This window comes from Sinosporangium album, from assembly GCF_900100605.1.
GTDB classification, from domain to species: Bacteria; Actinomycetota; Actinomycetes; order Streptosporangiales; family Streptosporangiaceae; genus Sinosporangium; species Sinosporangium album.
This window is the reverse complement of record NZ_FNCN01000006.1, coordinates 1-23,004: the sequence shown is the minus strand read 5'-3', so window position 1 is coordinate 23,004 and position 23,004 is coordinate 1. Positions and strand designations below refer to the sequence as shown.

Below are 23,004 nucleotides of genomic sequence, written 5' to 3'. Positions count from 1 at the left end.
TACGGGTTGCGACCCCTCTCAGGGGCGATGAAGACCATCCATGGGGTTGCTCTGCGGGTTGGGCTCATTGTGTTGCGACCCCTCTCAGGGGCGATGAAGACCCCATGGTAAAGCCCCAGCTCGCAAGCCCGGTAGAGCCTGGGATTCGGCGGTGTTTTGCAGTGAACCTCCGGTAGTGCATTCACCCCGGGAGGTCTGCTGCAATCCACCCCCACGACGCGATGCTGTCCGGCCCCATGACGCCGGTCTGACGCGTCCGTGAAACCCCTCTCGGCATGGCCCGGAACGGCTGTGCCTGTACGTGGTTCAGCCTGGCGGCCACCTTTGGGCATGGCGGCTGATCAGGCTGTAATCGTATTTCCGGCCGGTTGCGTCAGCGGATACTTGTCACCCCCTGGGGTGATCAGGACCCCAGGGTAAAGCCCCTGTTCAAAGGGATCCCCACTGTTCTCGACTCGCTGGGCAGCAGACCTCTGGCGGCGCAGATCACCCCGGAGGTCTGCTGCGACTTTCACTCGCCGACCATCCGGATCGCGGGCCTCAGAGGATGTCGCTGGGGGCGGGCTGTCCGATGCCCCATTCGTGGCGCTGAGGGGTTGTGCCCGGGGGAAGGTGAAGACGAGGACGCTGTCGTAGCCGGGGTCGATGACGGATTCCACCTTGTGTTGGAAGCGGCGGAGTTGTGCGGCGCTGAGGGGGCCTTCGAAGACGCTGCGTTGCACGTGGTGGAGGTATTGGCGGCATAGGCGGAGTATTTGGGCATTGCGTTTGGCGAGGGTGTCGTAGACCACGACGACGTACACGTCGCGTTCACCACCAGATTCGGAAGGGCTTGTACGGGGCGCCTTCGAGGCAGGTGCGGGTGAGACTGAGCGCTTCGAGGTATAGCAGTTCGTCGTAGGCGACGCTGCGGCCGAGTGATCGGTGGTTGATGGTGACGGCGAGTTCGTCGCGGACGGTTTGGACGACGAGTTTGCGTCCGGTGTCGCTCAGCATGGCCTGGTTGACTTTGATGTTGAAGTGGCCGGGTTTGAGTTGGCCGCGGCCTGCGAGGCGAAGGAGAAGTCGTTCGGCGAATAGGGGTTTGAACATTTCGGCGAGGTCGAGCACGAGGGAGTGACGGTGTCGTTCCATGGTGCTGTGGAGAAATGCTATTCCGCTGTGGAGGGGTGTGAGCCGCACTGAGGTGAGGAGCCGGGCGTAGATTATGCCGTTGACGTAGCTGATGAAGGCGTTGCCGGCGTTGCGGGGTGGTCGTCGGCTGCGGCCGTGGAGTTGAAGCCAGTCGGGGAGACGGGTGTCGAGTACGGCCCAGGCCGATTGGCGGAACGTTCCTTCGGCGCTCATGAGTTGTGCTTTGGTGGCGGCGTCAGCGGCTGACGTTTCGAGGACGGTGAGAGGTCGGCTCAGCAGTTTGCGGTCGATGACACGGCGAATGTTGGCTGCCGCGCTGAGAACCATGGAGCGGGCGATGTTCATCGATGCCAGGTGATCGGTGGCGAGGCCCGCTTGGGCGACGACGGTCTGGCCGGAGGTGCTGGTTTCGGAGGTCAGCAGGGATCCGGCGTAGTCACCGTATTCGCTGAGAAGGTGAACGGAGACTCGGTGTTTGTTGAGGAGACTGGTCACGGAGGTGTTCACGTCGACGGGTTCGCAGGCCACGATGTCGCGCACGTCGGTGATGGGGATGCGCACGGGGGTCCCGTCGGCGCGTTCGATGACGAGAGACTGGTCTTTGCGCCGGATGCGGCACGGCGTGGTGAGCCAATATGTGCGACTGGCGGAAGGCATTTAGTCGCTCCAGCAGTAGTCGAAGTATGAGCAGCCGCGACATCGGCTTTGGGGAAGTCGGGGAGGGGAGGCGGGGGCGGTTATGACGCCGAGGACGTCGGCGATGTCGTTTTCCGCCTGGACCGCCGCTTGCGGCGTGTACGGCAGGCGCTTGGTTCGCCGGGTCTTCGGGTAGTGAAGGATTCCGCCTTTCGCCTGTACACCGACGGCGTGCAGGCGGTAGCAGTAATGCATGGCTTGCGCTTCGTCAGCGCGACTGGGCTTGGACGAGGATTTGACTTCGTGGACCCAGGTTTCACCGTCGAGGTGGTCGAGTTGTGCGGCACCGAGATCGATGGGGGAGCTGCGGGTGTAGGAGGTTTCATGGGTGGCCTCGCCGATCTGCACCGTCGCGCTGAGGTGTTCGGGGCGAAACCCTCGGGAGTAGAGCCAGAGCTGGCGCGGGCAATGGTGCAGATACTTGACATGCACCCCGCCGATGTCGTCCGCCTCGATCACAGCACTTCACCTGCCTGATAGACGTGAGCCGCCGGTCCGCGGATCTCACCCAGTCCCAAGGTCTTGTCGTAGTCCGCTTCGACGATCCGCACCCCCAGCCGCTTTTCCCACGTGGTCAGGGGAGTGCTCCAGTACGGCAAAGGCAGCAGATAGCGCTCACCGAGCAGTTGGCCGGCGGCCTTGTCGTCTCCGCCTTGGTCCAGCGCCTTGATGTAGGCGTCGCGGTCTTGGACGAGGATCGCCTCGGTGCCGTCGAACAGTTCGTCGAAACGTTCGGTGAGATCGCTGCGTCCGGCATAGGGGTGGGCGAATCGCAGGAACGCCTCGTCGAATGTCTGGCGGTGTTTCAGCACGTCCTCGCGCCAGGCCAGACCCCAGGCCGTGCCGTACACCTCGTCGAGCCACGCTGTGGCATGCGCTTCGTCGATGGCTTCGCCATCGTGGCGGGAAAGAACGCTCGCGCCCGTCTGGACGGGCAGTTGGGGGTAAACGCCGTCGGCGTAGTCTTCACCGCCGCGGCGTCTTGGAGCGTATCTCGGGGTGTGGACGAGGACATCGGCGGCGGGCCTCGCCCCTATGCGGTTGACCCGTCCGAAGCGTTGGATGAGCGCTTCGAGCGGTGCCGCAGAGGTGAACAGGCAGTCGAAGTCGACGTCGAGGCTTACTTCGACGACCTGGGTCGCGACCAGCAGTCCGGCCTGCCGCGATCCGTCCACACCGAAGTGGTCGTTGATCAGACGTTCGATCTTGGCTCGGTCCATGCGCCTGAACCGTGAGTGCAGCAGGAACCTGTGTTCCACCTGTGGCGAGAGTTCTGCGAACAGATGCTGGGCGTCGGCGACGTTGTTGGCGATGACGAGCACTGATTCGCCCCGCGCCAGACGCTCCTTCATCTCGGTGATGGAGGCGGGATCGGTCAAGTGCCGGTTACGGAGACCGAGGCGATGCCGTAGCCGGGCACCTGTGGTGTCCGCCTCAACAGTGTGGACCGGTTGGTCGAGGGTGTCTGTGAATAGGTTGGCCAGCGCATCGGGGAGGGTGGCCGACAGCACCGCAATGCGTCCTCCCAGCCGTTCCCACAGCCGGGCCGCGGCGAGAATGTAGCCGAGCCGCCGCGGGTCATAGGCGTGCAGCTCGTCCAGGATGAACACTGAGTTCGCGCTGTCGATCAGAATGCTCGAATGTGCCGGTCCCGCCAGCACTCCCCGCAAGATCTGGTACGGCGTGCCGACCCGCACCGTCTCCCGGAACAAGCGGGTCGCGTGTGCCCGCGACACCGCCTTTGTCGCGGCCTCCGCCTGTCCGTCGTCATCGTCGGGGCAGATGGCTTTCGACAGGTGGTAGGAGGCGGCCCGCGAATGGGCGACACCGATGAGCGTGTCATCGCCGAGTAGGCGGCCGAGTCGCTCCGCCATGGCGTTGATGGACGCGAGGTACGGCAAGGTGAGAAACACCCTGGGCACTCCACCGGTTTTCGTTGCGACTGCCGAGACCTGGGTTGCCGCCCAGAGCAAGCCCGCTTCCGTTTTTCCTGAGCCGGTGGGGGCACGCAGGATCAGGTGCCCGTCCACAGCCCCGGCCGCATCTTGGTGGGGCCTGATGATGCGCCCCTTCGCGGCGAACGTTCTGACCAGCAGCGAGCGGAAATCCTCGTCGAGCGGTTGCCGCATGTGTAGTACGCCGTGCGCGGACGACAAATGGTCGGACAGGGTGACAGCGCCTTGGAGCAGTACGGCGGTGAGTCCCTCGTCGCGCTCCACGCGAAATTCCCACTTGTCGATCAGCAGGTCGAATACGCGGAGGGCTTCTGCCAGCACATCGTGACGAGATTCGGGGGAAACAACGATCGGCAGGTTCGCCTGCGCGGCGGTGGCGCTCAACCACGCGCTCAACTCGTCGGCGACTTCCGCGGGCAGCGGTTCGAGGCGTTGGCGCCACTCGGTCTCGTCGGCACCGCCGTACATCGCCATGAGCGATCTCCGGTCGCCGTCCAGGGAGCGGTGGTGGGTGGCGACTCCGGCTGCCACCCAGAGCAGGAGTTTCTCGTCAGTGATCAAGCCGGGAAGGAAGCCCAGTGAAACGACCTCGTGCCTTTCTCCCCACGACCTGATACGGCCCCTGAGCATGGCCTGGAACCCGTCCACGGTTTTTCCGGCGTCATGGCAGAGGGCCGCCAAACACACGGCAGGCCAGAACCGGTCTCCCGTCACCGACTCTGTCGGCGCTATCCGCCCCACCCGGCGACACAGGTCCATCGCACCTGCCAGCGTGGCGGCCAAGTGCGACGTCAGGTTTTCCCGAGGTCTGCTTTTGGCGAGTACCGTCGGCAAGCGCATGGTTCAGGCTCCTGAAGGGTGTACAGGCGGCAGCATCACGACGGCCTGGCCGTCTTCGGTGGTCCGTTCGCCGACTATCCGCACATCGCTTTGACCGGAGGTGTCGAAGCGGTAGCCGTACCAACGTGTGCGCCCCCGATCCAGCGAAATCGCGGTGGGAAGCCGGAGCAGGGTGCCCCGGCCGGGTGCGGTTTCCGGTAGCAGCGCACGGCGTTGGATTCCGGGGGAGTCGCGCAGAGTTACCCGGCGCGTTGTCGCCGCGGCCAGATCCTGGCTGCGGCCCAGCCGCAAGGGCCATACCGGCCTGCGCATTCGTCGTTCCCACAGCGAGATGTCGTCGGTGAGCCAGACGGTGAGGGTGACGTCGGCCAGGAACTGGCGTTCACGAGGTGTCGGGTCGGCCTTCTTACCCGTGTGTTCGAGCGGGTGGTACGTTTCCAGATCGCTTCCCAGGCCCCGGGCATGGAAGGCCATCGCGAACCTCAACCCAGGGTCGACGGCCTCCCAATCGCCCGCCGCAGCCGCCAGCATTCCGCCGACTGTCGAAGGCGGAGGGCAGGGCAGCGCCACCTGCACGCCGCTGTAGAGCGGATTGCGGAAAGACGCGATCGGCGCGGCCACGGTGATTTCCAGTGCCAGGTGCCCACTCATTCCTTGGCGTCCTCGAACCAGGAGTCACGAGCGCCGTCCTCGATGTCGTTGGCCAGCCGGCCGAGCAGGGTTCTCGGGTGGCCGATCAGCAGGCGACCCGCGGAGACAAGATCGGCCAGCGCGGTTTCCGCCTTCTCACGCTGTGCCCCGAGAAAACCGGGGGACCAGCCGAGTAGCACCGGACCGTCGAGTTCATCGCCCCAGGCCTCGATTTCCGCCCGGAGCACGTCGGCATCGAACTGGGTCTGGTCATTTCTTACGCCCAGGATCCGAGTGAAGGGATTGATTCCGCCCTTGACCGGCGCGAGCAGGATCAAGGCGGGAGTCCGGTCGCCGTAGTGCATCGACCGCTTGGCGCCGCCTCGTACGGCTGTCAATGTGTGGAGCAGAAGTGCTGCCCGCCGCCTTCTCTCCTCCATGTCCAAACGCAGTGCGGAAGATCCCCGGAACACCACGGGCTCGGCGCCGTCCGCCTCCACTTCGGCAGCGGTCGGTCCCGGCAACGCCACCTTCAGGCCGGTGCCGTCGATCTCGAACACCCCGATTCGGGGCATGTCCAGCAGCACATCCGCAGCGAGTTCCGCGCTGTAGAACTCGTGTCCGTGGATCACGGGATTCTCACCGGCCCCGAATCCCCGGCTCATCGTCCCGAAGTCGCGTTCCGGCCGGCGAGGAGCGACGGAGACGAACGTGCCGGTCGCGAAAACCGTATCCCGTTGGCACGTCTTCGCCTTGTCGCCCTTGACGGCGACCATGTAGCCGAACAGGTCGTCGTCGATGTAGCGGTCAGGTCGGCCGTGCGTATACGCCTGCTGCTTCTGGCCGGTGCCGGAACGCACGACCGGAGACACCGGCTCGGAGGCGGGCAGGGAGTCCCGCAGCCAGCGCCGGACCGCCTGCGCGGAGATGTACGGATGGACCGCGCGGCCGATGCGCATCTGCTTGACACGCGCCACGTTGTCCTCGCTCAGGCCGTTGTTCGGCGCTCCGGCGACGACGTCCAGCACAATTTTTCCCACCAGGTAGCTCACGGTCCTAGTCCTCGCCCTCTATGAATTCGTTGTCCTCGGGGTGATCGTCTTCATCGGCTATTTCGGCCGCGACCTCCGCCCGATCGGTGGGGTCGAACTCCAGCTCGTGCAGATACTGGGACAGTGCCACTATGAGCAGCTCGCGATGGAGCCAGGCCTGCTCTTCCTCGGGGTCGAACAGCATCCTGAACTGGGCTTCCGAGATCAGCGGCCCATCGACCGGCTTTTTCGGATCCAGAAGCGCGTCCAGGTTCGTGCGCCTCAGCCAATGCCGCATACGCCGCCCGTCGCGTAGCGTCGCGTTGAACTTTCTCAGCTCTCCGGCTGACCCCTTGGCGACGAACCATGCCGCGAGCTGCCTGCCGAGAGCATTGATCTGATCTACCTCGCTCTGTTTCACATGCATCACCTCGACTACGAAGGAAAGGCAGAGTTCTGCCAACTCGACGATGTCTTCGCGGCGTTTGGTGTCGCCCGGCCGGTAAGCCATGTACCGGCCGCACGCGCCGACGATCAGCTCCGGTGAACGGAAGGCATTGCGCGCCAGGCCCACCACGCCGGGCCTGCCGTCCCTCACATGCGCTTTCAGGAGCGCCCGGAATCCCCTCCTGCGCTCGGGGACGCGCGCGGACCGCCGCAGCCATTCGGCGATCGGTTGCTCCATGGACTGGATCTCAAGCGTCTGCCCCCGGTTGTTGTTGCTGAAGACCAGCAGCTCGACTCCCGCCGTCAGCCGGTCCTCGTGACGGCGTAGCGCATGGAGCGCCAGAACCTCCCGTGTCCTGCTTGAGGGAGCGCTGGGCTTTTCCAGGGCGATGAGCCGGCGGTTCTCGTCCACGCGCCGGGAGACGGTCCGCGCCATGAACCGCTCGTCCCAACTGTGTAGTGCGATCGACGGCCCGCCCGTCAGGCGACAGCCGTACGGCAGGGCGTGAAAAGCGCAGAGGCACGGCCAGCACAGCGCCGTCCCGCACTGCCCGCGAGGAGTGCTATTGCGGTAGAGGTTGCTTTCGGCGAGCGGTACGTCGACCTTGCCGTAGAACCCCACCGAGTCACGGCCGCAGAGCACGCATTCAACTCCCGGACGGTTCTCCTGTTCCGGAGGGCTGCGCCACTTCCGTACGGCGGCGGCGATGGTGCCGTCGTCCTTTCTGGGGTTGCTCAGGTGGTTCATTTTGGAATTCGGGAAGAAGGACAGGCTGGATTTCAGCCAGAAGCCGTCTGTGCTCTTCGTGTCACGCACGAGGGCAGCGCTCACGGCATCCTCGGTCATGCGTTCAGCGGCCTGGACAAGCTGCTCCGCCGTCATGTCCTCGGGTGAGCGAGCCCCACCAAGAAATGCGAGCGCGTATGTCCCTACCCTCTGCAGCGGATGCGCGGTCAAACGCACGATATCCGTATGGCGATGAATAATAGCGGATCACCCGTGTGGCATTCGTATGGCTTATGCGTGGGGTCGAACGGGGGTATGAGGAAACTGATCGCCCTTGGAGGGCCATGATGGTGTCGGTCCCCTGTTCAGGTGGGCTTTCTAACCTGCGATCCAGCCGAAGCCGGCGGCGTTTGCCTGGCCGAGGCCCCAGCTCCAGATGGCCTGGAGGGTTAGGGGCGGGCCGGTGAGTTCGGCTTCGATAGGGGCTCCGGGTTTGGCGCCGTGGCCGACGCTGAAGGACCGTTTCGAGCCGATCCATGTGATCGCTGTAAGGGTGACGTCGGAGTCGAGTCCGAGGGTTTCGGCTTTCCGTTGCAGGTTGCGCTGGAGGAAGACGGGGTATTCGGCGTCGGTGGGCATGAGCCACGCCTGACGTGTGATCCGTTCGCCGGACTCGGCGATACCTGTGCCTTTCATCACGACCGGTGTGCCGGTGCGGAAGCGACCGCGTCCCGATGCGTATGCGGGGGGTTCTATGAGGTTCGCGCCGAGCACCCGGAAAGCCGCCCCGCCCCAGTCGAGGAGTTCACGCTGTTTGATGCCCTGGGCCAGTACGGCGGCGACGTCGAGAAGCGGAGTGGCGAGTTCGATCCAGCCTCGTCCGCCGACGGCGTAGGTCCCTCGCCGCCGTTCGGCCTTGGGGAACATGGGGGCGCTGTATCCGAGTGGCACCATGCCGTACGGCCCTGCCCCCTTCTCGTGGAACTGCGTGCCGATCGCCGGTGCGTTGCGGGCGAGCAGGTCGTAGAGGAGCGACCTTCCGGGGCTGAGCACTTTCCCCCAGGGGAGTTCTGTGGCGCTCGTGGCCACATCGATCCGAATGCGCATTCCATCCTCCGCGTTTTCCGCTGTCGCTCACTACAGATGGACGACGGCATTGTCCCTGGTCAGGGCTTCGCGCGAGGGGCGTTCGACGATTCTTGGGCCGAGGCTTCAACGGTCGTCAGGTGGCGCGTGTCGTCGCAGGTCAGCGCGTTGTCCATCTGTAGTTATCGAAGGGACTCGGCAGAACGGGAGACCATGTGTATGTCGTTTTAGTGAGGACAGGCGGCAAGCAGCGCTACATCTTCGCCTCGGGGAAACGGCAGGAGATCGTCGGCGCGTCTCACCTGATCAGGTCGGTGACCGAATCGTGGATCGATCAGGCGCTGGGCGAGGTGTTCTCCGGTTTCTCGCGCTCGTGGAGAGTGTCTGAGCACCCCGCCGAACTGGTGGTCGCGGCGGCCGGCGGGGCGACGGTGCTGGTGCGGGGCGACGATGAGAGCAAGGCCCGGGAAGTGGTCACCGCGCTGACCGTGAAGGCGTTGCACGATGCGCCGGGGCTCGATGTCGCCGCGGTGGTGCACCGTTATGAGGACGGCGAGGAGCGCGGCCTGGTGAAAGCGCTGGAGGATGCGCGGGCCGCCTTCGGGGCCGCGAGAGCGGCGACTCCGGGGCCGCAGGCGAGGTTTCTGCGGCTGCCGTTGGTGGAGGACTGCGCGTCGAGTGGGCTTCCTGCGGCGAGGCTGATCCAGGAGGGCGAGGAGGGGCCGCGACCGAGGTCGACGGTCGGTATCGCGAAGCTGGCGGCTTATCCGGAAGCGCTTGCACGGTGGGCCCGCATCACCGAGACCACGGAATCCGCGATGCGGCAATTGGTGGAGCGGCTCGGATTCCACTCCTCATGGGTGGGGGTGGTGCATGCCGACGGTAACGGGCTGGGTGAAGTGGTCAGCAAGGTGAGCGAGTCTTACAAGGACTCGGATGCCGATCACGCGAACGGGTTGAGGACGTTCTCCACCGCCGTCAACCAATGTGCGGAGCGCGCCTTTCAGCGGGCGCACAGCCGTACCGTCGACGAGCTTGGCTATGAGGCGGGCAAGCCGTATGTGCTGCCGCTCGTTCTCGGCGGCGACGATCTGACCGTGGTGTGCGAGGGCGAGGTCGCTCTGCCGTTCACACGCTATTACCTGGAGGAATTCGAGAAGGAGACGGCGGAGCATGAGCAGCTCAAAGGGATGCTGGCGGCGGTCGGCCGCCGCTATCTGACCGCCGGGGCGGGAGTGGCCGTCGTCAAGCGGAACTACCCCTTCCATTTCGCCTATGACCTTGCCGAGGAGCTGGCCACGGATGAGGCCAAGAGCGTGAAACAGCACGGGTCGGCGTTGGCGTTCTCCGTGCTTTACGAGAGTTCGGCCCCGGAGCTCCGGCGGATCCGTACGGCCGCAGGCGGCGCCCGGTCGGCGTCGCCGTACGCGGTGGGCATGAATCAGGGCGGCGAATGGGCGAACGGGAGGCGTTTCGAGGATCTCGTTTCGGCGGTCCGCGCGCTGGTGGCGACGGATGAGGCGTCGGGGGAACTGCTTGTGTCGCGCAGCGCCGTTCATGATCTGCGGGAAGGTGTGCACCTTGGGGAGGATGTGGCAAACGCCAGGTTTGAGCTGCTCAGCCATCGTTACGTTGGGGACGCGCAGCGGACGGAGGCGTTGGGGGACCTGGCTGGTCCGCAGGGATTGTTCTGGGATGACCCGTTGGCCGAGGGGTCGAGGCGTGTGACGCGTCTGCTCGATGCTCTGGCCGCATTGCCGTTTATGCCGGAAGGTGAGGGCACCAGGTGAGCGAGACCGGAGACTTCACCCTTTCGCTGTTCATGGTCAGCGACTGGTGCATTGGCACGGGAACGGGCATCCATGGCCTGACCGACCGGCTGGTGCAGCGCGACGAGACGGACGGTATAGGCCTGGCTGCCCCCGTCGTGCCCGCGAAGACGGTCATCGGGGTGTGGCGGGATTCGTGTGAACTCGCGGCTCATGCCCTCGACAGCGGCCCTGTAGGGGTTTGGCATGAGTGGGTCACCTATCTCTTCGGCGGACAGTACGGCACGGCCGACCGCCGATCCCCGTCTCCCGCCGCGCTGGCCCTCTCCGGCCCGCTGCGCCTGCCCGACCAGCTTGCCACGCTGCTGGGTGTCAAGCCCCGCGTCGCCTGGGCGACGACCTTCCGCAAACCCGGCGTGGCCATTGATCCCCACGCCGGTACGGCAAAGCCAGACATGCTGCGCTTCGAGGAAATGGCCCGTGCCGGGCTGACGATGCGAGGGGCCGGGCGCATCGAGCGGTTCGACGCATTGGACGCGCGGCAGCGCAAAGCCGCGTTCGCGCTGCTCGGCGCGGGCGCCCAACTCCTCGAAACCATCGGCGGCAAACGTCGCCGGGGAGCCGGACGTTGCCGGATGACCCTGGAGGGACCCGCCATAACCCTCCCCGACCTGGACGGCGTACCGGCCCCGCCGATGGGGTCACCGTACGCACTCGCGGACAGACCAGACGAAGCCCCCCGGCCCACCGGCCCCGGGTGGGAGACCGTGGAAGTGGTCATCACGGTCAAACAACCCGTCCTGGCCGCCGCGACCGTGCTCGGCAACGTGGTTGAGGGCGCGGATCACATTCCGGGCTGGTGCCTTATGCCGGAAGTGGCGAGACGCCTCGGCGGTGCGGCGCATGCGATGGTGCGCGCGGGCGATCTGGTGGTCACCTCCGCGACCCCGCAATCGTCGAACGGCACACGCACACTCCCGGTGCCGAGAGTGCTCATTCACGCCAAGAACGACAAGCGCACAGTAATCGGCAATGTCCTGCATGGAGCCGAGGAACCGGGCAGGCCAACCCGGACCGGCTTTGTCGCTCCCGAGGGTGGGCGCACCCTTGTGATACCGCCAAGCACCTTGCGCATGCACAACACCATTCAGGATGACCTGCAGCGGCCCACCCGGGATGTCGGCGGTGTGTACGTCTATTGCGCCCTGGCGGCGGGCACCGTACTCCGCGCCGAGGTCCGCGCGCGGGCCGGCATGCTGGCGAGCGGCTGGGAGAAGCGGCTCGCCGGGCGGTGGCGGGTCGGCCGGTCGGCCAAGGACGACTACGGACAGGTGCAGGTCGACGCACGCCGGGCTCCCGCCGTACCCCCGGATCGCGATATGTCCGGAGGGCAGCTTCGCGTGTGGCTGCTGTCCGACCTGCTCATACGGGACGAACGGCTACGCCCCAGCACCGCGCCCGCCGATGTCGCGCGGGCGCTGGAAACGGCGTTTCACGCCGCCGGGGCAGATACCGTACGGCTTGCGCCCACTAACCCCAACGCAGCCGGCGAGACCCGCACCGAAAGCTGGCATCGGGGCTGGAACCTCCCCAGGGCCAGCTTGTATGGCATCGCCGCCGGAAGCTGCCTCACCTTCACCGTGGCCGACGGCGCACTCGACCAGGCCGCATTGGCCGAGGTCCGCGCGGCAGGCGTGGGGGAGCGCCGGGCGGAGGGCTTCGGGCAGGTCGAGTTCGATCATCCATTGCTCACCCAGCCGGTCGTGGCGCATTCCCCCGTGGAAGCGCATGAATCGACGCCCGCTGCCCCTCCTGCTCTGATCGCCCCGGGTGAGGAGGGATATGCGGACGCGCGGGTGTTCGAGCGGGCGGCCTGGCGCACCGAGATACACCGGTCATGCGAGCGCATCATGGGCGACGACGCCGAACGCGCACAGGTCATTCCGGCTTCGGTTAGCTCCTCCCAACTCAACGCACTTCGGGAAATCACCTCGGATATGTCCCCCGGTCGCGCGCAGAGTTTCCTGGAGTGGCTCACCAAACCCAAAGCCGGACGTACCTCCTGGCCACCGGACGGAGTGGTCTCGATGCGCACACTACTGACCGACCCGAACCGAGTGTGGAAACTGCTCAACCTCCCCGAAAGCGAACTTGTCATCACCAGCGACGGAGTCGAGGCGCTCCGCGGCGAACTTCGCGGCGAGGCCCTGAAAGGGCTCATCGACGCGTGTCTCGCCGCGCACTCCCGCAGCGTAGCCATGGGCCGGATACGGGAAGGAAGTGCGAAATGACCGCCAGGGCAGGTCGTCCCGTCAGCAGCAGACTGCGAGCGCGCGGATGGCTGCGCACCGAGTCGCCGCTGCACGTTGGCGGCCTTGAGGCAGGCCCCGACACCTCGCTTCCCATCGCCGTGGACGGGCTCAACCGCCTCTACGTCCCCGGCACGACCCTCGCCGGAGTTCTGCGCTCATGGGCACGCAGAACGGACGCCGGGGACGTGGCGGATATGTGGGGCTCTGCCGTACCGAATCCAAGCGCGGAGGAAGAGGTGGGGCGTGCCAGCAGGGTCGTCGTCGCGGACGCGTTGATCACGGTGGAGCCGAGGCTCGACTCCCGCGGACTGCCCGCAACACCCCTCGACCTCAGCGCGCTGGAGTTCCGTCCCTCGGTCGGCCTGGACCGGGTGACCGGAGCGGCGGCTCAGGAGTTTCTGTACGGCAGAGCCGTAGTCCCGGCCGGCTACCACATCCGGTTCGAACTCGACATCGAATCCGATGAGGATGCGAGCCTTGACGAAGCCCGCATGCACGCCCTTCTCAATGCATTGAGCGCCGGCGAAGTGCGTGTCGGCGCGGCCGTCAGCCGAGGCTACGGATCCGTCCGGCTTCTCGACGATCCGTTCGAGCTGATCGCCGACCGGTTCGACACGCCCGAAGGGCTCCTCGCCGTACTCCGCAATGATCCCGCCCGTTCCCAGGCCAGGCGTAGAACTACAGCAGATGTTTCGACACGCCCTAACTCCCTGGATATCCGCATCGAATGGCACCCGCGGGCACCGGTCATGGTGCGGTCGGGAAGGAGCGGGTTCGTCGTTGACGCGCTGCCTTTGACCACACGCGTCGACCGCCGCCACCTGACCCTTACCCTGCCCGGCAGCTCCATCAAGGGTGCACTGCGCTCACACGCTGAATTCATCGAACGTACGGCACGCGGCAACGCCGCCGCCGCACCCTCTGCCCCGGTCGGCGCACCGCCAAGTCGGCATAGCGCCGCCTTCCGCGCGCAACTCGCTCAACTGCCCGCCATCCGGTCGCTGTTCGGTTCGGCCGGTGACGCGAGCATGGACAATCAGCCGCAGGCCGGAGCGCTCCTGGCGGAGGAGTGCGTAGCGCTCGTCACCATCCCCAACCAGGTGTGGTCCGCGGTCGAGGACATCGTGGATACGTCACCTGAAGAGACGAAGAAGCTCCCCTCCGACATCCTTGATCGACTCGAAGACCTCGGCATGGCACAAGCCGATCACGTCGCTCTCGATCGCTGGACCGGCGGCTCCGCGGCTGGACGTCTGTTCAGCGTGTTGGAGCCCCACGCGGTCACCTGGTCACCGATCAGGCTCACTATCGACCTGAACCGGCTCGGTGCGCACAAGGACATCGCGTTGGCGCTTCTCCTACTCATCCTCCGCGATCACGACGCAGGCCGCATCCCCCTGGGAACCTCCACCAACCGCGGCTTCGGCGACATCAAGGTCACCGAGATCACGCTCACAGGCGACAGATGGCCCACACCAACGCCACTCACCCAGGTGCTGAACACGCCAGAAGCCGCTGGCATCGCACGGGCCTGGACCGAATATCTGACACAGGAGCTCACGTGACCACGCTCTACAGCGCGGCCGCACACGACGTGGCATTGCCGCAGACGTTGAACACCGCCGCTTTTGAAGGCGCCTGCGCGCTTCTCACCGCCCCCTCCGCCTACCACGTGGCCAAGGTCGAAGACGGGCGCTGCGTCACGCCTTCCGGCCCCGTGGACCTCTCCACCGTTTACGAGGCTCGCCTTTTCACCCCGACGGCGGAAGTGCGCTGGGTCGGCTCCGGCGCAGCGGTGTTCCTTACTGAAGATGAGAACGCGGCGCCGCCACTCTTCACCTGGCCATTGCCCGACGTGAGCGCGGTCACCACCTTCGACAGGACCTATCTGGTGTGGGGCTCGGTCGCCACGGCGGCCAACGGCTGGATTTCCCTGCGCTCCAGCCGTACGGCGGACCTCACCCTCCCCATGGCGCAGGCTCCAGGTGCCGATCGCGTCGTGCTGACCGCCAAGGAATACGTCGTCGCGGACCCTGAGCACGGCAACGCCTACGTCGCCGAGGAACGCCTCACGGGATTCAAGCCCTACGTGATGAAAGGAGCGGAGTGATGGGTGCGTTCCTCAACCCCTACACCTTCATTCCGGCATACCCTAGGCCTGTCGGCAGCCTGCCGAAAGACCTCGCCGACGGTCCGCCGCCTCCCCGCGACCGGCTCCGCGAAGACTGCTGGACGGGCACCATCGGGGTCACGCTCACCGTCGAAACACCTTTGCTCCTCCTCGATACCGCCCGCGCCACCCCGCCCTCCACAGGGGAGGACGGCCACTGGGTCTACCCGGTACGGCTCCGCGGCGGAAAGCCGCACCTGCCGAGCACTTCGGTGAAGGGCATGCTCCGGGCGGCCTACGAGGCCATCACCAATTCGCGCTTCGGCGTCTTCGAGCCGCACGACCGCCCGTACGGCTTTCGCCGCAGCGCGGGCTTCGCGTTGGACCTCGTCCCGGTAGATGTGAGCCGCAAGCGGGTGATTCGCAGGTACAGGACGGCCGTGTTGAAGATGTATGACGAAGACGGTCGGAACATCTTCTTGGAAAAGCACGGCTGGACACCGAGACACAATGAATTCGTGGCCGCCCTGATCACCCGGTCGAAGCCTGCGAAGGTCATCGCGATCCAAAAGATCGACTCGCCCGACTCGCTCGTGGCCGGAGAGGAACACATCGTTGTCCGCGGATCGATGTGCATCAACGGGCCCACCATCGAGGGCAAGACCTCAGAGAGACTTTTCTACGTCGAGCCCCGCACCGCCCCCGAGGAGTTGCGCCTGGCTAAACCCTGGTATGAAATCGAATCGGACTGGAACCTGCTTATCGACGACTACCGGGCCGCACACGACAAGGCCGAGCTTTTCGAGCGGACCGGCCCCGACGGTAGGCCGGCGGGCCCTGGCGAACGCATCGGTAAGGGGCCGGGGCAGATGGCGTGGAGCCCCCATCTGTACGACGAGCGGCGCATGGATCTCGCCAACGGCATGCTGTGCTACGCGCTTCTCAACAAGAGAAATGAAGTCGAAAGGCTCTTCCCCGTCCTGGTCCCACGTGACCTCTACCCGGTCACTCCGGCCTCGCTACTCGGCGCGAACCTCGAACCCGCGCCGAGTTACGACAGGCTCTCACCGGCCGATCGAGTGTTCGGCTGGGTCGCCCCGCAAGGCTCCGGTGTACGGCCGGCCGCTTACAAAGGCCGTGTACGCATCGGCCCGGTGACCTGCCCCGGTGGTGGCGATGCCGTAAGGCGATTCGACGGCGACGGCCTGCCCATCGCGATCCTCGGCCAACCCAAGCCGCAGCAGGGCCGTTTCTATGCTGCCGCGAGCGCCGACCGGCCGGAGCAGCCGATTCCCGACGGCACCGCGAAGGAAAAGCTTTATCGGAAAGGGCACGGCTTGCGGGGCCGCAAGGCCTACTGGCACCACGCCGGGCTGGACTCGGTGGGGCACTGGCGAATTCCACGCACGGGTGAAGACCCCGCACAACTCATGGTCGGGGGGCGCTACCGTGAACACCTCCGCTCCCGAGCCGTCATCGACCCCGACAAGGATCCCAAGCTGATCAAAGAGAACCGCCGCTTCGCCACGGGACTCGACGAACAGCGTGATACGCAGAACCGTTCGATCGGCGGTTGGGTGAACCCCGGAACCACCTTCCACTTCACGATCGAGGTGCGGGATCTGGACGACCACGAACTCGGTGCGCTCGCCTGGCTGCTGAGCCTGCCTGAGGGGCACTTTCACCGGCTTGGCCTTGGCCGCCCGCTCGGGTTCGGAAGCGTGCGGCTCGATGTCGATCCGGAACGCACGGAGTTGCATTCTGGGAGGCAGTACGCGGCCTACTACAGCACGCTGAGCGCTGACCTTCCGCGACAGGACGGGGCGGAGGCGCTGGCCGCCGCACGGGCGGTCTTCGAGCGGCGTGTCGAGGGCATTCCTCATGTGGCCCGGGTGCGAGATTCCGTTCTTGCCGTCGCGGCGGGGAAGCCCGAGTCACCGGTGCACTATCCGCGAACACGACCGCCGGAGTTGAACCCGGCGGTAGCCGTACCGCCACCGGACCCTCGTGGCCGCAACTTCGAATGGTTCACCGAGAACGAACGAATCGACGGTGGAAAAGTCAAAGGTGGTCGCGGGCGTTCTCTGCCGACTGTGACTGAGGGAGTGCCGCTTCAGACATACGTCAAGGAGGACAAGGAGGAGAAGGACCGCCAGCCGAACAGGGGGCGTGGTCGGAAGGGCGGCAAGCCTAAATGGTCGCGTTGATCAGCGTGGTCTAAATCCCCGAGATCCGGCCGCTGTGTGAGTTAGCCTCTGCACTGGCACGCTGGTATCGCAGGGCGAGGTGGGGATTTGGGGCCATGTGCGGGCACCGTACTTGTGCATGCGATCGGCGGTGGTGATCTCGGCATTCCAGGAGCCGTCCATTTCAGCATCGCGGTGCCCGATTACGAGGGTGCAAGCGATGCCGTGGGAAAAGAACGCCGACCGCTGCGGAAGGTTTTCGACGGCCTGGCCAAGGCCGAAATCCCGCCAGCCGGTGTAGTGCTTCTTGGGACCACCACGCCCAGTGTTCCCGGTGGTCCCACCCTTGCCCGCTGTGCTGCGGAGATCCGCGAAAGGCTCGTCTCCGACTCCGGGTTGTGCGGGGCGCGGTTCGATGCCTCCGCGGTGGCAGTCGTCGAGATCGACGACCGGGGGTTGCGGGCCACTAATCGAGCCCTCGCGCCCTGGCTGCTGGCACGGCGACCCGAAGAGCTTCTCGTCACGACGGGCTCGGGCGCCCTGTCGCTCAGCATGGGAGCCGTCTGCGCCGGCCTGGAGGCGGGCATCCCCGTGCGGATACTGCACATCGACCGGGCATCCCTGCCGTACTCGCTGGACGGGCCGCGTGACATGGAGGCCCATTTGGACGCCTGGCTGGTGCGTCACCGGTTTTGGGATGCCCTCCGCGAGCTGGATGAAGAAAAGGCGGAGGTCTGGCGCCTACTGGCGGAACGCCAAGCAGGTGGCGTCGCGGTCCCGAAGGAGCGTGCCGTACGGCTTGCCGCACTCGGGGTGGACGAGGGAAAGGTAGGGAAGCTCCGCGAGAGAACGGAGACCATGAGGGCCGCGCTCTTCGAGCGGCTTGGGCGGGGAGAAGCCGCAGATTACGGTCTGCTGCGCGCCTGGTATGTCGAGACCCTCGATGGCCTGCGAAAGCGCGAAAACCTTTCCCCCGAGACGCAAACAGTGGTGAGCCGGCTCGTCGCCGAGTTACGAAATCGGGCTGGAGGCGTGGGAAACCTCAGCGGACGGCTGCAGATCGCCATGCACGACCTCAAGTGCGATATCACCAGTGCCTGCGCGGCAATGGTCAAGGACGAAAAGCTCACCGACCTTTACCGTCACGCCGCTTCTCATCGAGCGCACCTCACGCCCGAACTCCAGGTGCCAGGGCATCTCCCACCGACCCTCGTCAGCGCCGCGGACCGGTGGGAAAAAGGCGACCAGGGCGTCAACCTCATCAAACGTCTGGGGCGCACCCCATGGCCTGCTCTAGGCAGCGGTGACGTCCTAGGCCTGCTCGCCGTGGGAATGGGCAGACCGGGCAGAGAAGTCGATGACCTGCGTGCTGCCAAGGCCGTCCTCGGCCAACTCGCCCTCCGGCGCGACAGGCTGCTCCGACAGGGCGTCGTTCGCCTCAGACTGCTCGCCAGCCCCGAGGTCGGCCGACGGGCACACGATCTCGCGCGCGAGATCGCCGGAGGGGGAGCGGACATCAAGGTGATCGATGGGGTGGAGGGCGATCTCTATGCCGTTCGCGATCATGTCGTTGAGGCACTGAGCTCTGAAGCGGCTCCGACCGGCCGCACGGGATCTGGCAGTTTGCGCGACGTGGATGAGCTTGTCCTGGTGCTTAATCCCGGGCCGCCTATGACCAACTACGGGATGGTCGCTGCAGGAGTCGACTGGTCCCTCAGAGCAGCGTGCCCGCTCTGGCTGACGGAACTCGGACGCGACTCGGAAGGACATCCTGAGCTGTGGCATGGCGACCCTGTCCTCGCGCGGCTCGGCCTTGACAGCGTTCTCGCCCGCCTTGCCGCAGGGGCCGTTCGGCGACTGGACCTGCGTACGGCGCAACGCCTTGTCGAGCGAGGATCCGATGCCCTCCGGGAGCTGCTGCCTGATCTGCGGAGGTTTGAGGCGGATGTCTTCGCTAGGGATGAATGGGGAATAGGTCGTGAAAAGGTGGCAAGGCGGCGATTGATGTTAATTGATGAAGTTTGCGCGGATCTGCCGGTTCCGTCGGCTTACCTCGCTGTGGAATCGCTCCGACCAGGGCTCTTCCCGTGGCAGAAATGGCGTGAGAAGCGCGCCGAAAGCCCTGCTCTCGACGAACTTGCCGTCCTCGCGAACAAGTCCCTGCATGGGCATGCCATGGATCGTCGCCCGGACGGCAAGTATCGGCCCCTGGACGTCGACAAGATACGTGCGCTTCTGCATCAAGCGGTCTGCGAACTCGGCGGTCCTCGACCTGATGATGACGAGCTCATCACGCGTTATAAATCACTCATGCTCGTATTCGGTGAAAAACTCCCTGAATGAAAGAGCCATGCTGGTAGCATGCTGTCGTTCAACGGCTGAATGCCTGCGAGCGTGAGCGCCATCGTCGTGCTCCTCTGGGGACCTCGAACAGCGAGGTCAATGCAAATCAACGTGCTGCCGAGCACGTTCTTGCGTCATGCCCACGGAGGAGTTCGATGGCGAACGCCGACACAAGGACCGTTGACTTCCCCACCTATTACACGGTGATCGACCCCGTCCTACGCGACCTCGCAAGGCGCCCCCTCAGCCGGGCCCGGCACAAAGGCAGCGGATGCAGTGGAGTCGCGGGTGCCCACTGGTGCGACGACTGCGAACAGACCATTCACGACCTGCTCTTGGACGGCTTCGGCAGGCTCCAATCAACACTCGCCGGAAAGCCGCCCCGCACGCGTGAGGGCAGGAAAATACGCGAAATCGAGCTCGGCGCCCGATGGCTCACCACCCTCGGAACCCCCGCAATGTCGAGACACGCGGCCGAACAACTCCGGAAACGCCCCCACGCCGGCGAACCCGTCGGTGTCCGAGCCGCCCGAGCCCAACTCGTCCACCACATCATCCTCAACCTCGAACCCCGCATCCGCCGCGACGACGCCATTCAACGCGGCGCCTCCGCCAAACCCGACCGGGACCTCAAAACCGCAGCCTGGGCCACCCCCCTCCGCAGCGACCACGTCGCCTTCGACCTCCTCCTCGACACCATCACCCGCCTCCGCAACGGCGCGCCCGACCCCCACGCCATTCCTCCCGCACTCCTCCACCAGCACCGCATCGGCCCACCCGCCGCCGTCCGCCTTCTACGACAAACCCTCAACCACCTCCACACCCTGCGCCCGGCCTTCTACCTCGCCAACATCGCCCAATACATCGACAACGGCACCTGCACCACCGAACCCCTGCTGTCCGGCCCCGAAGACCTCTACACCGAAAGAGAAGACCAAGAACGAGCTCGCCGCCTCATAGCCGACCTCATAAAGGGCAGCCGTGGCCCGGCCGACTTCCAGGCCGGCCCACCCGCGAACGGGTCCAGCCGGTCCCTGCCGGACCACGCCACCTCTCCAGGCTTTCGCCGTACGGCACAAGCCGACCACCCCTACCGGCAACTCCTGGCCAAACTGTGCGCCCCCGAAGTCCCCGCCGCCCACGAACTCCTCCCCTGGATAGGCCAAGAGTTCAACCTGCCGCCACAGGACGCCGAAATCCTCCTACGCCATTTCGTCCACCTCGCCGCCCAAGCCGACCTCGACTGGGTCGCCCACCACCTCACTCGACCGCTGATGAGGTAGCTGCGCGGCTCTACGCAGTCTGGCCAGGAAGAAGGGCTTCCTGGCCAGACGGCAGCGTTCATGCTGGCGCTTCTGAAGGCCGCATCATTTGCGCCCCCTCCCAGGGGTTATGAGGGCCAAGGCGGTACGCGGGAGGACCGATGGGCGAGTCGTGTTGCGACCCCTCCCAGGGGCTATGAGGACGTGGCACGGGTTCCTGGAACTCAACCGACTGGCGTTCTCGTTGCGACCCCTCGCAGGGGCTATGAGGACCTGTGGCGGCCCACCCGGGGAGCGGCTCCAGGCCGTGTTGCGACCCCTCGCAGGGGCTATGAGGACAGCGCGTCGGCATCAGCCAGAGCTACATGTCCAGGATGTTGCGACCCCTCGCAGGGGCTATGAGGACGGGTCCGTAGAGGCGCCGGGGTGGTCGATGACGCGATGTTGCGACCCCTCGCAGGGGCTATGAGGACTCACCCAGCGCCTTCTTCTTCATGTACGCCTTCAGGTTGCGACCCCTCGCAGGGGCTATGAGGACGCGGGAGCTCATCAGCGACGAAGTCGGCGACGAGATGTTGCGACCCCTCGCAGGGGCTATGAGGACGACGGTGGTGGTGGGGGCTATGGCAGTGCGAATCGTGTTGCGACCCCTCGCAGGGGCTATGAGGACTTGTGGATGCCGGGCGCCGGGGGAAGTTTCCCGTCGGGTTGCGACCCCTCGCAGGGGCTATGAGGACCAGATCGCCCTGGAGATGGCCGTGGTGCGGTCCCGCGGTTGCGACCCCTCGCAGGGGCTATGAGGACACGTGCCACTCTTTCCAATGAGGGAAGATATGGAGGGTTGCGACCCCTCGCAGGGGCTATGAGGACCGGGCATCGCCGGCGTGGTCTGCTCACGCTGCAACCGGTTGCGACCCCTCGCAGGGGCTATGAGGACCCCACAGTAAAGTCCCAGCTCAAAGGCCAAGAACTCCCACCGTTCTCAGCCTATTTTGCAGTGAACCTCCGGTAGTGCAAACTCCCCGGGAGGTCTGCTGCACTTGGGCTCCTCCAGCCTACGCAAACCACCCGGCCGAGGTCCCGCCAACTGGACAACCAAGCCACTTGACGTTCTTCCCCCAGATGTCCTCCCGCGGAACCACTAACCCCCTCGGCCCGCACCCCCCATGACCACGTCCACAATGCCCTCCGTGAAATCCTCCCCGACGGGGAGTCCCCGAAAGACAACCCGCAGCCAAACCGCTCCCGCCAGCAAATCCACTATTGCCATGGGATCCACCTCGGGTTTCAACTCTCCCCGCCCCAAAGCCTGTTCGAAAATTGTTGTCTCCTGGGCGAACCGGTCCCTGAAGAACCGCTGCGTTCCTGCGGCCAGTTCCGGGTTGCGTGCCGCGGCTCCGAGGGCGGCGACCGCGACGTCGGCCATCGGTGGCGCAGTGAGTAACCGGACGACACTGTTGACCAGCGCCATCAGGTCTCCCCGAAGGCTCCCGGTGTCCGGTGTGTCGAGGGCCAACAGGTCGGCCTCCACCAGTGCGTCGCCGAGCAGGGCCGACTTGGACGGCCACCAACGGTAGATCGTGGTCTTGTTGACTCCCGATCGCTCGGCGACTCCTTCGACGGTCAGCCCGTCGTAGCCCCGTTCCGCGACCAGCTCCAATGTGGCCATGAAGATCTCTTGCCGTCTCCGCGCTCCTGCCATGCGGCCAAGCATAGTGCAACGCAACGGTGCGTTGTGTTGCACTTAGAAGTGCAACACATCGTTGCGCTAGTGAGAATGGAAGCCCGATATGTCCCTGCCGATCGTGCTCATCCATGGCATACGGGTCAGTTCAACCATGTGGAGCCCGACCAGAGAGCATCTCGACAACCCACGGAAGCCCCCGACCTGCCGGGACACGGCACACGGAGGCGCGAGCCGTACACCATGGAGGCCGCTAGCGACACCGTGGCCGCCGCGATCGACCGCCTCGGTGGGCGCGCTCGTGGCCGGCCTTTCGTTGGGCGGTTATGCCGCCCTGGCCGCTGCGGAACACCTCCCGGAGCGGGTGGCCGGTGTTGTCGCGGTGGGGTGTACGGCACTGCCGTACGAACTGAACGTCCGCCCCTACCGTCTTCTCGGCAAACTAGAGAGCTTTAAAGGTGAGGGTTAGCTATCGTCACCTGATCGTCAGTTGGCACGCGCCCGCCCAGATGAGATCACCGGGGTATGAGATACCCCGACGGCGGAGGACTGACCACCGAGCAGCGCAAACGCCGCGAGCAGCTGCGGATGCGCGCCGCCGACCTCATCGCCCAAGGCGCCACCGACACCCGGATCGCCCGCGAGCTGCGGGTCACCCCGATGTCGGTCGGCCGCTGGCGCCGAGCCCTGGAGAACGGCGGACGCGCAGCCCTGACCTCCAAAGGAGCCGGCGGCGCCGAGTGCAGACTGAACCCCGCCCAGCTCAGCGACCTGCAGAAGGTACTGGATCAG

17 protein-coding genes and 1 CRISPR repeat array are annotated in these 23,004 nt (G+C 65.6%); of the genes, 8 read left to right on the top strand and 9 right to left on the bottom strand.

The features are described 5' to 3' along the window. Positions 1-341 precede the first annotated feature (341 nt). The 8 genes from BLQ73_RS33870 to BLQ73_RS07865 all read right to left on the bottom strand — a co-directional run bounded on the left by BLQ73_RS33870 (position 342) and on the right by BLQ73_RS07865 (position 8,567). Positions 342-791, bottom strand: coding sequence for a CRISPR-associated endonuclease Cas2 (locus BLQ73_RS33870; RefSeq protein ID WP_245690917.1), 450 nt, complete (start codon positions 789-791; stop codon positions 342-344). A 19-nt stretch (positions 792-810) separates the two neighbouring features. Continuing rightward, a complete protein-coding gene (gene cas1, locus BLQ73_RS07895) occupies positions 811-1,791 on the bottom strand; it encodes a CRISPR-associated endonuclease Cas1 (protein ID WP_093169720.1) in 981 nt (326 codons plus the stop codon). Further along, on the bottom strand, positions 1,792-2,289 hold the full coding sequence (locus tag BLQ73_RS07890; RefSeq protein ID WP_218125669.1) for a CRISPR-associated protein Cas4: 498 nt from the start codon (positions 2,287-2,289) through the stop codon (positions 1,792-1,794). Next, complete coding sequence (locus tag BLQ73_RS07885) at positions 2,286-4,625, bottom strand: CRISPR-associated helicase/endonuclease Cas3 (protein ID WP_093169719.1); 2,340 nt, start codon at positions 4,623-4,625, stop codon at positions 2,286-2,288. Before BLQ73_RS07885 ends, BLQ73_RS07890 begins: the two co-directional genes overlap by 4 nt. Before the next feature lie 3 nt (positions 4,626-4,628). Next, positions 4,629-5,276, bottom strand: coding sequence for a CRISPR-associated protein Cas5 (cas5, locus tag BLQ73_RS07880; RefSeq protein WP_093169718.1), 648 nt, complete (start codon positions 5,274-5,276; stop codon positions 4,629-4,631). Continuing rightward, positions 5,273-6,307 (bottom strand): type I-B CRISPR-associated protein Cas7/Cst2/DevR, encoded by a 1,035-nt coding sequence (gene cas7i / locus BLQ73_RS07875; protein WP_093169717.1) that lies wholly within the window; start codon positions 6,305-6,307, stop codon positions 5,273-5,275. The genes cas5 and cas7i overlap by 4 nt, the downstream gene beginning before the upstream one ends. A gap of 4 nt (positions 6,308-6,311) precedes the next feature. Further along, a complete protein-coding gene (locus tag BLQ73_RS07870; RefSeq protein WP_218125668.1) occupies positions 6,312-7,616 on the bottom strand; it encodes a hypothetical protein in 1,305 nt (434 codons plus the stop codon). 222 nt (positions 7,617-7,838) lie between these two features. Next, complete coding sequence (locus BLQ73_RS07865) at positions 7,839-8,567, bottom strand: CRISPR-associated endoribonuclease Cas6 (RefSeq protein WP_093169715.1); 729 nt, start codon at positions 8,565-8,567, stop codon at positions 7,839-7,841. Between the two features lie 209 nt (positions 8,568-8,776). Here BLQ73_RS07865 and BLQ73_RS07860 point away from each other — a divergent pair, with 209 nt between their 5' ends. The 7 genes from BLQ73_RS07860 to BLQ73_RS07815 all read left to right on the top strand — a co-directional run bounded on the left by BLQ73_RS07860 (position 8,777) and on the right by BLQ73_RS07815 (position 20,549). Then, positions 8,777-10,336: a Cas10/Cmr2 second palm domain-containing protein gene (locus BLQ73_RS07860; RefSeq protein WP_143020169.1), complete on the top strand. Its 1,560-nt coding sequence runs from the start codon at positions 8,777-8,779 to the stop codon at positions 10,334-10,336. After that, positions 10,333-12,606 (top strand): RAMP superfamily CRISPR-associated protein, encoded by a 2,274-nt coding sequence (locus tag BLQ73_RS07855; RefSeq protein ID WP_093169713.1) that lies wholly within the window; start codon positions 10,333-10,335, stop codon positions 12,604-12,606. Before BLQ73_RS07860 ends, BLQ73_RS07855 begins: the two co-directional genes overlap by 4 nt. Further along, positions 12,603-14,192, top strand: a complete 1,590-nt coding sequence (locus tag BLQ73_RS07850) for an RAMP superfamily CRISPR-associated protein (protein WP_093169712.1) — start codon at positions 12,603-12,605, stop codon at positions 14,190-14,192. The genes BLQ73_RS07855 and BLQ73_RS07850 overlap by 4 nt, the downstream gene beginning before the upstream one ends. Then, positions 14,189-14,737 (top strand): type III-D CRISPR-associated protein Csx19, encoded by a 549-nt coding sequence (gene csx19 / locus BLQ73_RS07845; RefSeq protein WP_093169711.1) that lies wholly within the window; start codon positions 14,189-14,191, stop codon positions 14,735-14,737. Before BLQ73_RS07850 ends, csx19 begins: the two co-directional genes overlap by 4 nt. Then, the gene (locus tag BLQ73_RS07840) at positions 14,737-16,944 is read left to right on the top strand and encodes a TIGR03986 family type III CRISPR-associated RAMP protein (RefSeq protein ID WP_093169710.1); all 2,208 of its coding nucleotides are present in this window, start codon (positions 14,737-14,739) and stop codon (positions 16,942-16,944) included. The genes csx19 and BLQ73_RS07840 overlap by 1 nt, the downstream gene beginning before the upstream one ends. Before the next feature lie 114 nt (positions 16,945-17,058). Continuing rightward, on the top strand, positions 17,059-19,266 hold the full coding sequence (locus tag BLQ73_RS31050; RefSeq protein WP_143020168.1) for a hypothetical protein: 2,208 nt from the start codon (positions 17,059-17,061) through the stop codon (positions 19,264-19,266). Positions 19,267-19,421: 155 nt separating this feature from the next. After that, entirely contained in the window at positions 19,422-20,549 is a 1,128-nt protein-coding gene (locus BLQ73_RS07815; RefSeq protein WP_093169705.1) for a hypothetical protein, read from the top strand. An 87-nt stretch (positions 20,550-20,636) separates the two neighbouring features. Further along, a CRISPR array of direct repeats spans positions 20,637-21,465; the repeat unit is 30 nt; unit sequence GTTGCGACCCCTCGCAGGGGCTATGAGGAC. Between the two features lie 204 nt (positions 21,466-21,669). Here BLQ73_RS07815 and BLQ73_RS07810 read toward each other — a convergent pair. Next, entirely contained in the window at positions 21,670-22,230 is a 561-nt protein-coding gene (locus BLQ73_RS07810) for a TetR/AcrR family transcriptional regulator (protein WP_093169895.1), read from the bottom strand. Between the two features lie 507 nt (positions 22,231-22,737). On the opposite strand from BLQ73_RS07810, the gene BLQ73_RS07805 reads away from it, so the two are divergent. Next, positions 22,738-23,004 (top strand): helix-turn-helix domain-containing protein (locus tag BLQ73_RS07805; RefSeq protein ID WP_143020167.1); only part of this gene is annotated, 267 nt, incomplete at its 3' end.

Coding starts and splice junctions, on each gene's coding strand:
- BLQ73_RS07815 (WP_093169705.1), top strand. CDS start 19,422: ATGGCGAACGCCGACACAAGGACCGTTGACTTCCCCACCTATTACACG.
- cas5 (WP_093169718.1), bottom strand. CDS start 5,276: ATGAGTGGGCACCTGGCACTGGAAATCACCGTGGCCGCGCCGATCGCG.
- BLQ73_RS07885 (WP_093169719.1), bottom strand. CDS start 4,625: ATGCGCTTGCCGACGGTACTCGCCAAAAGCAGACCTCGGGAAAACCTG.
- BLQ73_RS07870 (WP_218125668.1), bottom strand. CDS start 7,616: ATGACGGCGGAGCAGCTTGTCCAGGCCGCTGAACGCATGACCGAGGAT.
- BLQ73_RS07810 (WP_093169895.1), bottom strand. CDS start 22,230: ATGGCAGGAGCGCGGAGACGGCAAGAGATCTTCATGGCCACATTGGAG.
- cas1 (WP_093169720.1), bottom strand. CDS start 1,791: ATGCCTTCCGCCAGTCGCACATATTGGCTCACCACGCCGTGCCGCATC.
- BLQ73_RS07865 (WP_093169715.1), bottom strand. CDS start 8,567: ATGCGCATTCGGATCGATGTGGCCACGAGCGCCACAGAACTCCCCTGG.
- BLQ73_RS07840 (WP_093169710.1), top strand. CDS start 14,737: ATGGGTGCGTTCCTCAACCCCTACACCTTCATTCCGGCATACCCTAGG.
- BLQ73_RS07850 (WP_093169712.1), top strand. CDS start 12,603: ATGACCGCCAGGGCAGGTCGTCCCGTCAGCAGCAGACTGCGAGCGCGC.